The sequence below is a fragment of the Bartonella sp. MR90HLJMH genome (assembly GCF_042194115.1).
GTDB lineage: Bacteria > Pseudomonadota > Alphaproteobacteria > Rhizobiales > Rhizobiaceae > Bartonella > Bartonella grahamii.
Genome location: NZ_JBHIMM010000012.1, coordinates 20,142 through 34,664 on the forward strand (window position 1 = coordinate 20,142; position 14,523 = coordinate 34,664).

Annotated in this window: 14 protein-coding genes; 9 read left to right on the plus strand and 5 right to left on the minus strand. The window is 38.6% G+C overall.

The window, feature by feature from the left end; genetic code table 11:
* Positions 1-8: 8 nt before the first annotated feature.
* Together fabD and ACFIJ9_RS07765 are read right to left on the minus strand one after the other, a co-directional pair.
* Entirely contained in the window at positions 9-953 is a 945-nt protein-coding gene (fabD, locus tag ACFIJ9_RS07760) for an ACP S-malonyltransferase (protein WP_375636551.1), read from the minus strand.
* 77 nt (positions 954-1,030) lie between these two features.
* Positions 1,031-1,618, minus strand: a complete 588-nt coding sequence (locus ACFIJ9_RS07765; protein ID WP_375636552.1) for an undecaprenyl-diphosphatase — start codon at positions 1,616-1,618, stop codon at positions 1,031-1,033.
* Between the two features lie 335 nt (positions 1,619-1,953).
* On the opposite strand from ACFIJ9_RS07765, the gene rpsF reads away from it, so the two are divergent.
* The 9 genes from rpsF (at position 1,954) to ACFIJ9_RS07810 (ending at position 10,860) form a co-directional block, all read left to right on the plus strand.
* Positions 1,954-2,361, plus strand: coding sequence for a 30S ribosomal protein S6 (rpsF, locus tag ACFIJ9_RS07770; protein ID WP_273788489.1), 408 nt, complete (start codon positions 1,954-1,956; stop codon positions 2,359-2,361).
* A complete protein-coding gene (gene rpsR / locus ACFIJ9_RS07775; RefSeq protein WP_012754957.1) occupies positions 2,361-2,609 on the plus strand; it encodes a 30S ribosomal protein S18 in 249 nt (82 codons plus the stop codon). Before rpsF ends, rpsR begins: the two co-directional genes overlap by 1 nt.
* Before the next feature lie 151 nt (positions 2,610-2,760).
* The gene (locus ACFIJ9_RS07780) at positions 2,761-3,741 is read left to right on the plus strand and encodes a hypothetical protein (RefSeq protein ID WP_375636554.1); all 981 of its coding nucleotides are present in this window, start codon (positions 2,761-2,763) and stop codon (positions 3,739-3,741) included.
* Between the two features lie 25 nt (positions 3,742-3,766).
* Positions 3,767-4,363, plus strand: a complete 597-nt coding sequence (gene rplI / locus ACFIJ9_RS07785) for a 50S ribosomal protein L9 (RefSeq protein ID WP_375636556.1) — start codon at positions 3,767-3,769, stop codon at positions 4,361-4,363.
* A 593-nt stretch (positions 4,364-4,956) separates the two neighbouring features.
* A complete protein-coding gene (locus tag ACFIJ9_RS07790) occupies positions 4,957-6,447 on the plus strand; it encodes a replicative DNA helicase (RefSeq protein WP_375636558.1) in 1,491 nt (496 codons plus the stop codon).
* Positions 6,448-6,453: 6 nt separating this feature from the next.
* Entirely contained in the window at positions 6,454-7,830 is a 1,377-nt protein-coding gene (gene radA, locus ACFIJ9_RS07795) for a DNA repair protein RadA (protein WP_375636559.1), read from the plus strand.
* 127 nt (positions 7,831-7,957) lie between these two features.
* Complete coding sequence (locus ACFIJ9_RS07800) at positions 7,958-8,539, plus strand: CvpA family protein (RefSeq protein ID WP_375636561.1); 582 nt, start codon at positions 7,958-7,960, stop codon at positions 8,537-8,539.
* Positions 8,540-8,614: 75 nt separating this feature from the next.
* Entirely contained in the window at positions 8,615-10,108 is a 1,494-nt protein-coding gene (gene purF, locus ACFIJ9_RS07805) for an amidophosphoribosyltransferase (RefSeq protein WP_375628701.1), read from the plus strand.
* 2 nt (positions 10,109-10,110) lie between these two features.
* Positions 10,111-10,860: an SDR family NAD(P)-dependent oxidoreductase gene (locus ACFIJ9_RS07810; RefSeq protein WP_375636583.1), complete on the plus strand. Its 750-nt coding sequence runs from the start codon at positions 10,111-10,113 to the stop codon at positions 10,858-10,860.
* 70 nt (positions 10,861-10,930) lie between these two features.
* Here the strand turns inward: ACFIJ9_RS07810 and pssA are convergent, their stop codons facing one another.
* The 3 genes from pssA to ACFIJ9_RS07825 form a co-directional block, all read right to left on the minus strand.
* The gene (gene pssA, locus ACFIJ9_RS07815; protein WP_375636563.1) at positions 10,931-11,770 is read right to left on the minus strand and encodes a CDP-diacylglycerol--serine O-phosphatidyltransferase; all 840 of its coding nucleotides are present in this window, start codon (positions 11,768-11,770) and stop codon (positions 10,931-10,933) included.
* A gap of 8 nt (positions 11,771-11,778) precedes the next feature.
* Positions 11,779-12,477 (minus strand): phosphatidylserine decarboxylase, encoded by a 699-nt coding sequence (locus ACFIJ9_RS07820; RefSeq protein ID WP_375636564.1) that lies wholly within the window; start codon positions 12,475-12,477, stop codon positions 11,779-11,781.
* Between the two features lie 117 nt (positions 12,478-12,594).
* Positions 12,595-14,478, minus strand: a complete 1,884-nt coding sequence (locus ACFIJ9_RS07825; protein ID WP_012754947.1) for an ABC transporter ATP-binding protein/permease — start codon at positions 14,476-14,478, stop codon at positions 12,595-12,597.
* Between the last annotated feature and the right edge of the window lie 45 nt (positions 14,479-14,523).

Here is a 14,523-nt window from a genome sequence, read left to right on the forward strand (position 1 = left end):
CTTATAGATTAAACGCCAAGCATGCCTAGCGCTGATTCTATTTCATCAACTGTTCCAATTGTTACCCCCTTTATATCTTTGTTAATACGACGCGTTAAACCTGTTAATACTTTTCCAGAACCAACTTCAAAAAGCGTATCAACCCCATTAGCAGCGATCCATTCTATTGTTTCACGCCATCGCACTCTCCCAGTCACTTGTTCAACAAGAAGAGTAGTAATACGCTCTGGATTGCTCTCAGGTGCAACAGAAACATTAGCAATCAAAGGAACAATAGGGGGCATTTTGTTAACAGTCAAAAGTGCTTTCTTCATGGCATCAGCAGCAGGTTGCATTAAAGATGAATGAAACGGTGCAGAAACTGGAAGAAGAAGTGCACGTTTTGCACCTTTTGTTGATGCAATCTCTACCGCTGTCTCAACTGCTTTTGCTTTACCTGAAATAACAATTTGCCCACCACCATTATCATTAGCAATCTGACATAGTCCTTCTCCAGAAACAGTTTCGCAAATTTCTTCCACAGTGTGCTCTTCCAAACCAATCAGTGCTGCCATAGAACCTTCACCAACCGCGACAGCAGCCTGCATAGCATTGCCACGAATACGCAAAAGTCTTGCCGTATCTGTGAGAGTAAATGTACCAGCAGCACAAAGAGCCGAATATTCACCTAAAGAATGACCAGCAACAAACCTTACCTTTTCTTCTATACGAAGCCCTAATTGTTTCATCACACGAATGACAGCCATGGATACAGCCATTAATGCCGGTTGTGCATTTGCTGTTAACGTTAAAACATCTGCTGGTCCTTCAAAAATGACCTTGGATAATTTCTCACCCAAAGCATCATCAACTTCCTCGAAAACCATCCGTGCGGCAATAAATTGCTCTGTAAGCGCCTTCCCCATACCAACAAGTTGACTTCCCTGCCCTGGAAAAATAAAAGCTGCACCCATTTATCAACTCCTAAAATTGTACCATTAAATTATTTTCTTTTGACCTTATTCATCCGCACAAATCAAGATGAAGCCCTTCATTTAAAACGAATACCACTCTTAAAATTATATTTTAAGGGCGGAATTTGATATAAAAACTTAGGAAAATAGGGTGCTATAAACTGAATAACACCAAAACTTATGAGACTTCCTAAAATTGTACCTGCTAAAATATCAAAGGGATAATGTACACCCACAAAGATGCGCGCCCAACAGATCAAGCACAAAAACACCGTGGCAAATTTAAAAGCAACCTTGTATCGGTAAAAATAAAAGTTAGCTGCATAAGATGCAATGGTCAAGGCATGATTACTAGGAAAAGAAGCTGTTGCACGATGTTGAATAAGCGGTGTTGTCAACCCTACCACGAATGGGCGAGGATGAAAATAAAAAAGAGAAATGAGATAACCTATGAAAAGAGCAGCACAAATACTCATGCAAATGCTTAGCACGACACATCGTTCCCTCTCCCCACCACAAAACCACAATGCACAAAGATGGAGAGGAATAATATAAATTAAAAACTTTGCACAAAAAATACTAAACAAAACTACAATCGACCAAGCTTGATGATTGCCGACAAACATTTCAAAGAGTGTAACATCAATCTGGTTTAAAAAGTCCATTTTTCTCTCCTTTACCTCTATGTTACAGTATTATCTTTTTGTAAAAGAGGGAAATATATCAAGATTTAACAAATCAATTTTTTTATGTGCATAAACTTGCTATTTTAAAAGATAACCTGTAGATATGAAATATTCGTTGCCGGCACTTTAGCTGGAGGTTGAACGGAGGGCTGTAAAATATCAGTAGGAAATACAATGTTTCCGGCCTCCCGTGTCTCCGCTCTCGGATGTCTCGAATCGTAAACGCGTCCTTTCTTCTTTGGATTTCCAAAAAAGACAAGTCGCAGAGGCTTTGCGCTAAAACCGGTGAGATTTAATTGAAGAAAGGCAAAACAATGGCTCTTTATGAACATATGTTCCTTGCCCGACAAGACATTACACCGCAGCAAGTTGATGAACTTTTGAGTCTCTACAAAGGTGTCATTGAAGCACATGGTGGAAAAGTTGGGCGTATAGAAAATTGGGGACTTCGTCCTCTTGCTTATCGCATTCGTAAAAACCGTAAGGCTTATTATACCTTGGTCAATATTGATGCACCAGCTTCAGCAATTGCTGAAGTGGAGCGTCAGATGCGCATCAATGAGGATATTTTGCGTTATATGACCATTCGCGTAGAAAAACACGAAAAAGAAAAATCTGCTATGCTCTCACACCTTGATCGCAATAGTCACATTGGACACGATGAAGAGCGTCCTCGTTTTCCACGTCGTCAACGTGAAAATGCTATAGAAGGGGTAGAATGATGACTGATACTAATCAAAACTCTGCACGTCGCCCCTTTCATCGTCGTCGTAAAACATGTCCTTTTTCAGGGACCAATGCTCCCAAAATTGATTATAAAGACATCAAGTTGTTACAACGTTATATTTCCGAACGTGGGAAAATTGTTCCTTCACGGATTACTGCTGTTAGTCAGAAAAAACAGCGTGAATTAGCTAATGCTATCAAACGTGCTCGCTTTTTAGGCTTACTTCCGTACGTTATAAAGTAAACGCTCAATACGCTATGCAACTGGAGAGTTTCTCCAGTTGCTTTTCTTATATGATTAAAAAAAATAGCTTGTTGCATCCTATGCTAAGCTATTACATGTCAAAGTTGGGGTATTGACACGCCCCTAACTGCAGAAAGCAGGACAGCAATAAATGAAAAAAAATCGTACCTATGAGATATTAATCGGTATTTTAGCAGGATTGTTTGCTGTTGTAATAGGAATGGCAATCATCAGTGTTGCAAATATCGCGCCCTTTTTTTCTCTTCTTCTTGGCTGCTTTCTTTCATTGCCAATTTTTATTGTTGCGTTCGGTCAAGGAACACTAGCCAGTCTCATCGCCCTCATAAGTGCCACTGTTGTTCTTATCATAACCACTAATACCTATATTGCTCTTGGCTTGATGTTCTTATTTTTCCTTCCTGCTGTCTATGCTTCTTGGCTTCTTGGGCTTGCACGACCAGCGCAAAAAGAAAACGAACTGATATGGTATCCATTATCATCGGTTATTTTTCATTTAACTAATTTTATCGCTCTTATAGCAACTTTCATTGGGCTCTATGTTCAAACCCGTCCTTCCACACCCGTCATTGCAAAAAAAATCACCGAAAACATAGCACAAACTCTGCAACAATCACAGTCAATAAAAGAAGCCGATATACGCGCTTTTAGTGAGCTTTTAATGACGCATCCAGCAACTTTTACTGCTGTTTCTTTGACTCTTTATAGTTTGGTTTTTCTCATTGCTAACCTTTACTTTTCCATGATAGCAGCACAACACATGAAATGGCTGAAAAGACCTCGTGATGATTGGAGCCAAACTCTCCGCCTTCCAATTTCTGGAATTGTTATTTTCATTATTGTTTGCATAGCATCGATGATTGAGTTGAGCGCTTCTCTTAACTTGAGTACCCGTGTCTTTAGTACTGCATACACTGTCATCATATTAATTAGCGGTCTAGCATATCTTCACAATATTACAAAAGGGGTAAACGGTCGGATTATTATACTTTCTCTTGTTTATATTGCTATTTTAACAGTCGTTTTTACTCCACCTATTGTTTTCATGATGCTTTTGATGGGAATTTGGGCTGCTATTCAATATAATTTTCAATCACGCAAAAAACTCCACTAAATTTATTTGTTCGAAAGGAAAAACTATGGATATTATTTTACTTGAGCGCATTCCTCGTCTTGGTCAAATGGGTGATATTGTCTCAGTTAAAGATGGTTATGCGCGTAATTTTCTCTTGCCTCAAGGTAAAGCTTTACGTGCAAATGAAGCCAATAAAAAACATTTTGAGATACAACGTGCACAACTTGAAGCACGTAATCTTGAACGCAAAAGCGAAGCGCAAAAAGTTGCTGAAAAACTTGATGGACAATCATTCATTGTTGTTCGTTCTGCTGGTGAAACAGGACAACTTTATGGTTCTGTGTCAACACGTGATATTGCTGAAATTATAACAGATGAAGGCTTTTCTATTGGGAGAAATCAAGTCGAACTTAACCATCCAATAAAAATGATTGGTCTTCACACTATCACTCTTAGCTTACATCCTGAGGTTCAAATTTCCGTGATTATTAATGTTGCGCGTTCTACCAGTGAAGCACAACGCCAAGCAGAAGGTGAAACTCTCACTTCTGCTAAAGAAATATATAATATTCAAGAAGAATTATTAGAAGAAAGTCAGGAAGAATTATTGGCAGAAGAAATTAATGACAACGATATAAACAGTTCTCATCAAGAAGCTTAATTGCTATTTTTGCTTTCTGTTTTATATTTTTTATTCCATTTTAAATATTGCTCATAAAATACTCACACTTTAAAAGTGAGTATTTTATGGCCATCATACATAAAGAACCTAATTTTTATGAAAGCATTAGCAATATATTATTTAAAGGCATTACATGCCGAGAATGATGATATAACTAAGAGGAAATATCTTTTGTTTTCAGCATATAAAGCAAAAATAATTTAAAGTTCTACCTTTCAGGGTAAGGCTTGTATGAGCGGTAAGTTGATTGTATCCTCACATGATCTGAAATAATTTCAGTTATAAAAGAGTAATTCTGCTTACACAGATATTGGAATCTTAAGGTCATGTAACTTCAAAATACTTAAATTTAGAGTACCAAAACTTCCACTTTAAAATTACGTATTATAAAATAAAATAGATAGACGTAACACAAATAATATACAAATGATAAATGAGCAACGAAAAGAGAGCTTTGAAAAATTATATAATTTTAACTTAAAATGAAGGTTTGTAGCTCTATTCTTTTAATTATACGATTTTCAATTTATCGCCTAAAGTAGCTAGACTTGGAATTTTAGTGGAAAAATATTATGGAAGAAACTAACGTTGTTAATGTAGGCTCTTCAAAAAAAGAGGATTCTCCTTCTTTTCGGCAACTTCCGTATAATATTGAAGCTGAACAGGCATTGCTTGGTGCCATCTTTATCAACAATGATTCTCTTGACCGCGTTTCAGATTTTCTAAAACCAGAACATTTTTTTGAACCATTGCATCAAAAAATTTATCATGTTTTATCTCACCTTATTAAAACAGGAAAACGTGTAGATCCAGTTACAATCAAGCCCTATATCCAAATGGAAGAAAAAATTGGAGATATTACTGTCTACCAGTATGTTGTTCGCTTAGCCACAGAGGCAGTCACTATTATTAACGCTGAAGATTATGGACGCGTTATTTACGATCTTTTTATCCGCCGGTCTTTGATTAACCTTGGAACTCAAGTTGTCAATACAGCCTTTGATGCTCCTGTAGAGCTCACGCCTACCCAACAAATTGAAACTGTTGAAAATCAGTTATTTGAGCTAGCAGAAAAAGGGAAATATGGAGGTGGATTTGAAAATTTTAATGAGGCTATCAAAAAAGCTATCGATATGGCAAGTGCTGCGAAAAAGCGCTCTTCACAATTATCCGGGATAGCCACCCATATTAAAACACTTGATGAAAAAATGGGAGGATTACAAGCATCTGACTTAATTATCCTTGCGGGACGCCCTGGTATGGGTAAAACCTCACTGGCTACCAATATTGCCTTTAATATTGCTAATGCTTATAATCGTAATGCCAATATCCAAGAAAATGAAGGTGGCATTGTAGGATTCTTCTCACTTGAAATGTCCTCCGAACAGCTTGCAACACGTATTATTTCTGAACAAACAGAAGTCTCTTCTTCTGATATTCGGCGTGGTAATATTTCAGATGAACAATTTTCAAAAATTATTCGTGCGGTGAACCAACTACAAAAGGCACCACTTTATATTGATCAAACTGGGGGAATATCAATTACGCAATTAGCTGCTCGTGCGCGACGTCTCAAGCGACAACATGGCTTAGATATCTTGTTTATTGACTATATCCAACTCATGACAAGCAGTTCAAAGCGTTCATCAGAAAACCGTGTTCAAGAGATCACAGAAATTACCACAGGATTAAAAGCATTAGCGAAAGAATTGAACATTCCTATTATCGCTCTCTCTCAACTTTCACGTCAAGTAGAAAATAGAACAGATAAACGTCCACAACTTTCAGATTTACGTGAATCTGGTTCAATTGAGCAAGATGCCGACATTGTTCTGTTTGTCTATCGCGAAGAATATTATCTCAAAAATGAAGAACCAAAGTTAGGTAGCTTGGAACATACAAAATGGCAAGAAATAATGGACAAAGCTTTTGGAAAAGCTGATGTTATTATTGCAAAACAGCGCCATGGGCCGACAGGAATCGTGCCACTTGCCTTTCAATCTGATTTCACACGATTCAGTGATCTGGCCGATAGCAATTATCTTCCAGAGCAAATTGGTTAAATCAACATGGTGCGTAATCGTATTCAATTTATCTGCCAAAATTGTGGAACTGTCCATTCTCGTTGGGCGGGAAAATGTAGTGCTTGTGGAGAATGGAATTCCCTTATCGAAGAAACTATAAATGGCGGCATAGGAAGTGCTCCTAAGCAGAATGCTCGTAAAGGACGCATCGTCACACTCACATCTCTTTCTGGAAATATCGAAGATGCTCCACGTATTCATTCTGGTATTGCTGAACTTGATCGTGTTACCGGTGGAGGCTTTGTCCGTGGATCGGCACTCCTTGTTGGTGGTGACCCGGGTATTGGTAAATCAACATTGCTGACACAAACAGCCGCTGCTTTATCACGTAAAGGATATAATGTCATCTATGTTTCAGGTGAAGAGGCTATTGCGCAAATTTGTCTGCGCGCACAAAGGCTTGAAGCTAACAATACAGAAGTGAAACTTGCTGCTGAAACCAATGTTGAAGATATTCTGGCAACCTTAAGCCAACATAAAAACCTTGATATGGTGATTATCGATTCGATTCAAACCCTATGGTCAGATACAGCAGATTCATCACCCGGCACTGTCACACAAGTACGTATCGGTGCTCAAGCAATGATCCGCTTTGCCAAGAAAACAGGAGCCGCCGTTGTTCTTGTTGGTCATGTTACAAAAGATGGGCAAATTGCTGGTCCTCGAGTTGTTGAACATATGGTTGATGGCGTTCTCTATTTTGAGGGTGAAGGAGGACATCATTATCGCATTCTTAGAACTGTAAAAAATCGCTTCGGACCAACAGATGAAATTGGTGTCTTTGAAATGTCTGATAAAGGATTACGCGAAGTGATAAATCCATCCGAATTGTTTTTAGGAGAACGTAATGAAAAAGCACCAGGTGCTGCTGTTTTTGCGGGAATGGAAGGGACACGCCCGATACTCGTAGAAATTCAAGCGCTTGTTGCTCCTTCTTCCCTTGGGACACCAAGACGTGCGGTTGTCGGATGGGATGGAAATCGCCTTTCTATGATTCTTGCCGTTTTAGAAGCCCATTGCGGCATTCGTTTTGGACAGCATGATGTCTATCTGAACGTAGCAGGTGGATATCGCATATCAGAACCCGCTGCTGATTTAGCTGTAGCCGCTGCTTTGGTATCCTCTCTTGCCAATATCGCATTGCCAACGGATTATGTATATTTTGGTGAAGTCAGTCTTTCAGGAGCTACCCGCGCTGTTTCACATTCAGCACAGCGCATCAATGAAGCAAAAAAACTCGGCTTTCAAGGAGCATTTCATCCCACAACAACAACCGAAATGATAAAGTCGCTCAATTTTCAACAAAAAACTTTCTCCGACCTTCCCGAACTCGTTGCTACTCTTACCGTAAGTAAAAAATGATCTGCACCACAGATATGATAATATAGAAAAAACTCTATAAAATACAAAAGATCCTTGCTATAAGAACAAAAAATATATTTGTACACAGACTTATAAGAACACAACTTTATGTATAAGGAACAAACAAATGATCATAACAATCCTTGATGGAATTGTCGTAGTAATCATCCTGTTGTCCGCTTTTCTTGCTATGCTTCGAGGGTTTTCACGTGAAGTGTTATCGTTGATTTCTTGGGCAGTTGCAGCTATTACGACACTGTTTTTATTCAAGCCTGTCTTACCTTTCTTTGAACACTATCTCTCTAATAAAATGATTGCATTGATCACAACATTGGTCACGATTTTTATTATTGTTCTCATTATTACTTCAATTATTACAATGAAGATCTCTGATTTTATTATTGATAGTCGAATTGGTATCCTTGACCGTGCTATTGGTTTTATTTTTGGAGCACTTCGCGGTTTACTTATCATGGTCATCGGTATGTTGCTGATTAATGCACTGATTAAACCCGAGCTTCAAGCGAATTGGTTAAAAAATGCAAAAACAAGGCCTATTTTAGATTCACTAGGACAAAAAGTTTGGGAAATACTCCCAAAAGATATTGGATCTGTTCTCGAAAAGGCGGAAAATTTGTTTAAAGACAGCAATAAACATACGTATGAGCAACACTCTCATAAAAAGATAATTTTAAAAAATAAAGAATAGTTTTTCATGAGGAAAGAGAACTAAATGATGTAAAATGTGATATTAATGATTCCTCCGTATCACAACTGAAAGAATATGATGATAAAAAGTGATGTTTTCTGTCAAGAATTTTCGTTAGATGATGATACCCTTCATGAAGAATGTGGCGTTTTTGGTATTCTTGGGCATGAAGATGCAGCAACATTAACAGCTCTTGGACTCCACGCACTTCAGCATCGTGGGCAAGAAGCAGCTGGTATTGTTTCCTACCATAATAAAATGTTTCATCAAGAAAAGCATTTAGGTCTTGTTGGTGATCACTATACAAATCCTACAACACTTGCACGCTTACCAGGAAATCGCGCTATTGGACATACCCGTTATTCAACAACTGGAGAAGTAGCATTACGCAATGTTCAACCCCTTTTTGCTGAATTAAAAGCTGGAGGCATTGCTATTGCTCATAATGGTAATCTTACCAATGGTCTTACATTACGCCGTGAACTCATCGCTTCTGGAGCTATCTGTCAATCAACATCAGATTCAGAAGTTTTTCTTCATCTTATTGCCCGCTCACGTTATGAATCGTCCTCTGATCGTTTTGTTGATGCAATTCGGCAAGTAGAAGGTGGGTATGCTATGTTAGCGCTCACACGTACAAAGCTTATTGCTGCACGCGATCCAACAGGGATTAGACCCCTTGTGATGGGGGAACTTGATGGTAAGCCTATTTTTTGTTCTGAAACTTGTGCTCTTGATATTATTGGAGCAAAGTATGTCCGTGATGTTAAAAATGGGGAGATCATCATATGTGAAATACAAAAAAATGGGGAAATTACTAAAAAAATTATAAAACCCAAAAATGAAAAACCAGAAAAACTTTGCTTGTTTGAATATGTTTATTTTGCCCGTCCGGACTCAATCGTTGGAGGGCGTAGTGTCTATGCAACACGCAAAAATATGGGAATCCGTTTAGCACAGGAAGCCCCTTGTGAGGGTGATGTTGTGGTTCCTGTTCCTGATGGAGGAACTCCTGCCGCAATTGGCTATGCACAAGAAATTGGAATTCCCTTCGAGCTTGGTATTATCCGTAATCACTATGTTGGCCGTACTTTTATCGAACCAACACAACAAATTCGTGCTTTTGGTGTCAAGTTAAAACATTCTGCAAACCGTCCTGTGATTGAAAGAAAACGTGTTATTCTTGTTGATGACTCTATTGTACGTGGAACAACATCTCTTAAAATTGTGCGAATGCTCCGTGATGCAGGAGCAAAAGAAGTTCATATGCGCATTTCTAGCCCTATGATTTTCTATCCCGACTTTTATGGTATTGATACACCTAAAGTTGAAAGCCTTTTAGCAAATCAATATCCAGATTTAAAATCTATGTGTGATTTTATTGGAGCAGATTCATTAGAATTTCTTTCAACGGATGGATTATATCTTGCTGTAGCAGGGGAAAAACGGAATAACGCCGATCCACAATTTACTGACCATTATTTTACTGGATATTATCCTACGCAACTGGTTGATCAAGAAAATCTCTCCAAAACTCATCAATCATCTGTTCTTAAAACAAGAGATTAATGATGACAAAATGTGACTTTAGTCTCCATGGGCGTGTTGCACTTGTTACTGGCGCATCAAGAGGAATTGGCTATTATTTGGCACTCGAGCTTGCTGCACGCGGCGCTCATATTATTGCTCTTGCACGAACAGTCAGTGGACTTACTGAATTAGATAATCAAATCCGAGAAAAAGGGGCTCATGCAACCCTTGTTCCCCTTGACTTGCATCATATGGAAAACATCGATACTCTTGCTATCTCAATTGCCAAACGCTGGAAAAAACTTGATATTATCGTTGCAAACGCAGGAATCCTTGGAACACTCTCACCAATAGCGCATATAGAAAACACGGTATTTGAAGATGTTTTTCAAATAAATCTTTTCAGCCAATGGCGCTTAATGAAAGCTGTTGAGCCTTTATTACGTGAATCTGATGCTGGACGAGCCATTCTGTTATCCTCAAGCGTTGCGCATGCTGCGCGCCCTTTCTGGGGAGCTTATGCAGCCTCTAAAGCGGCTTTAGAGATGATTGCCCGCTGTTGGGCAGAAGAACTCAAACAAACCCCTATTAAGATTAATTGTGTCAACCCTGGTGCCACACGCACTGCCATGCGCGCTGAAGCTATGCCCGGTGAAGATCCACAAACTCTCCCTTCACCACAAGAGGTTGCAAAAAAGATAGTACATTTGCTATCACCTGATTTAAAGGAAACTGGAAAACTCTTTAATGTTCATAAAAATCGGTTTGTAGATTATCATGTACCTGATTGATCATCATCGGAGAAGTAAATCGTTTAACTCTCTCTTTTTCCTGTGCTTCTCAACAGAAGAATAAAACACTTTATGATTCTTGGATAGATTTAGCATCAGCCTTTTTCTCTTCTAAAGTAGCACGTTTATTATAAGCGATAAAACTACAGGGGAGAAAAATCATATAGCTAACAGCTGTAATCAATAAAGTTTTCCATGTGTAAGTCGCAAGAAAACCGACATAAATAACAATGACCAACATGCACGGTATAACGATATCGCGCCTTAAATTTTGATCAATTGTTTTTGCATTCCATACTGGTAAACGACTAATCAAAAGAAAAGCAATAATTACAGTATAAAGACTAAAAAATAATGCCCACCCCCAATTGGGGACCAAACCAAGAGCGCCTAAATAGGTAGGCAATAAAAGGAGTAATGCTCCTGCTGGTGCTGGAACACCAACAAAATAACTTTTCTGCCACTTAGGTATATTGGTGTTATCCAACATCACATTAAAACGTGCTAACCGCAAACAACAAGCAACACAATAAACAAGGGCTGCAACCCAACCAATGTGATTTGCTTGATTCAAGATAAAAGAATAAACAATAAGTGCAGGGGTAACACCAAAATTTATAACATCAGCAAGAGAATCCATCTGTGCCCCAAAAGATGAACTACCATCTATTAAACGGGCAATGCGACCATCAGCACCATCTAAAACTGCGGCCAAAAGCACCATTAAAATAGCAGCTTCATAGCGATGTTCAAAAGCCAAACGAATGCTGCTCATCCCTGCACAAATTGCTAAAATAGTAATGATATTGGGAATGACATACCGCATTGATGTAGGTGAACGCCGCCGACTTGCAACATCATCATGCTGCCCCTCAGGATTGAATGAAGAAAATGGCGAAAAATTTTTCATTGTGAGTCCTAATCGTATCTGAAGTCCGTTGTGGCACTCTTATCATCAAAAGAACCCAAAACTGTTTCTCCAGCAATTGCGGTCTGTCCAACTGCAACACGCAATTTCATTTCAGTTGGTATATAAATATCAAGGCGAGAACCAAAACGAATCAATCCAAATCGCTCACCAGTCATAACGGCATCGTTTTCTTTTGACCAACAAACAATCCGGCGTGCAACCATTCCCGCTATTTGTACGATACCGATTTTACCATGTTTGCTATCAATTACCACACCATTACGCTCATTAAACTGGCTAGCTTTATCAAACTCAGCATTGGTAAATCGACCTGGATGATAAACGATAGACTCTACTGTACCACTGATAGGAATACGATTAATATGGCATGAAAAAACATCCATAAAAATGGAAATACGGATCATTTCATCTTTCCCTAATCCTAATTCTTCAGGTGGAACACATGATTCCACAAATGAAATACGCCCATCTGCAGGCGACATAACCCAATTTGAATTTAAAGGGATCACACGATCTGGATTACGAAAAAAGTATATACACCACACCGTGAGAACGAGACCAAACCAAAACAACGGACTCCATATCCAACCAAGAATGAGCGAAATAACAAAAAACGCTACAATAAAAGGATAACCCTCTTTATGAACCGGTACAAAGCTATTATGGAAAGATTGCAGAATACTCATATAATTTCCTATTCATCGTAAACTCAAACAAGCAACAAATCTTTTTGTTCCTCTTGTGTCTTTTTATGTATTTAATCAATCACTCCATATAAAGATATAGATTACATTTTGCCCTATTTATTTTTTACGATTAACAACACTCGTCTCATCTTCTTCACGTATTTTACGTAATTTTTCTTCAGCTTTCGATGCTTCAAGCTGCTTATTCCACATTGAAGCATATAAACCTTTCTTGCGTAAAAGCTCTGTATGCGCCCCATTTTCAATAATACGACCACTTTTAAGAACCAAAATTTCATCAGCATTGATGACAGTAGAAAGACGGTGAGCAATAATCAGTGTTGTACGTCCACGGCTTACAATATCCAATGCTTGTTGAATTTCCTGTTCAGTCGCCGTATCAAGAGCCGATGTTGCTTCATCTAAAATAAGAAGTGGGGGGGCTTTTAAAAGTGTCCGTGCAATAGCCACACGTTGTTTTTCACCACCTGATAATTTGAGACCTCGCTCTCCTACCATAGACTGAAAACCTTCCGGTAAAATTTCAATAAATTTTGATATTTGTGCCATTTCAGCAGCTTTGCGCATTTCTTCATCTGTAGCACTTGGACGCCCATAGCAAATATTATAGGCAATTGTATCATTAAATAACACTGTATCTTGTGGGACCATGCCAATCGCTTCACGCAAACTCTTTTGTGTTACGTCACGAATATCCTGCCCGTCAATTGTGATAGAACCCGCGTCAACATCATAAAACCGAAAAAGCAACCGAGAAATAGTTGATTTACCTGCACCAGATGGACCGACAATGGCGACTGTTTTTCCTCCAGGAACTTCAAAATCAATATCTCTGAGAATCTGACGTGTCGAATCATAGGAAAACTTTACCTGATGAAAACGAATGGTCCCATCCCTTATCTCTAACGGTTTAGCATCCGATTTATCAACGATCTCCTTCTGAACATCTAAAAGATCAAACATTGCTTCAATATCCGTCAAACCTTGTCGAATATCACGATAAATTGAACCAATAAAATTCAGTGGAATGGAAAGTTGCATTAAAAGTGCATTAATAAAAACAAAATCACCCAAAGTTTGTGTTTTATAAAAAACTTCATAAGCTGACATCAGCATCATGATCGTCATTCCAATACCAAAGATAAGAGCCTGACCAAAATTAAGCCAGCTTAACGATGTCCAAATCTTTGTTGCGGCTTTTTCATAACCTACCATAGAAGCATCAAATCGATCGGCTTCTAGAGTTTCATTGCCAAAATATTTCACCGTTTCAAAATTCAAAAGAGAATCAACTGCACGCGTATTGGCCTCAGTATCTGCTGTATTCATTTGTTGCCGAATACGAATGCGCCAATCACTCGCCTTAATGGTAAACAAGATATATAATCCAACCGTTGCAACAACGATGAGAAGGTAATGCCACCCATAACTTATGTAAAATACAAGTGCCGTTAATATAAACTCTAGAACTGTCGGTACTGTGTTCAGAATTGAAAATCTTACGATCGCTTCAATTCCTTTTGTACCACGCTCAATCACACGAGAAAGCCCACCAGTTCGGCGTTCCAAATGAAATCGCAAGGATAACTCATGCATATGTACAAAGGTTTTATAAGCCAATTGACGAACAGCATATTGACCAACAGTGGCAAAAAGAGAATCGCGTAATTGATTTAATCCAGCCTGCATAATACGTGCGACATTATATGCCAAAACGAGCATGATGGGAATAATCAAACTGGATGGGAACCATTCAGGTAGCTGAAAGCTTGAATCAAGCACATTCGTAGAATATTTAAAGAAATACGGTACAGATATGAGAACGAGCTTAGCCAAAACAAGATAAAATATTGCCCATAGCACACGTATTTTTAGATCACGTCGCCCTACTGGCCACATATAGGGCCATAAATTGTAAAGTGTGTGCAGAGTTCTGCCTGTATCTGATGATACAGTCTTTGTCATTTCATTGCGTTTCATAAAGTCCTTACTTCTCTATCATCCACACGAAAAAGGCAAAATACC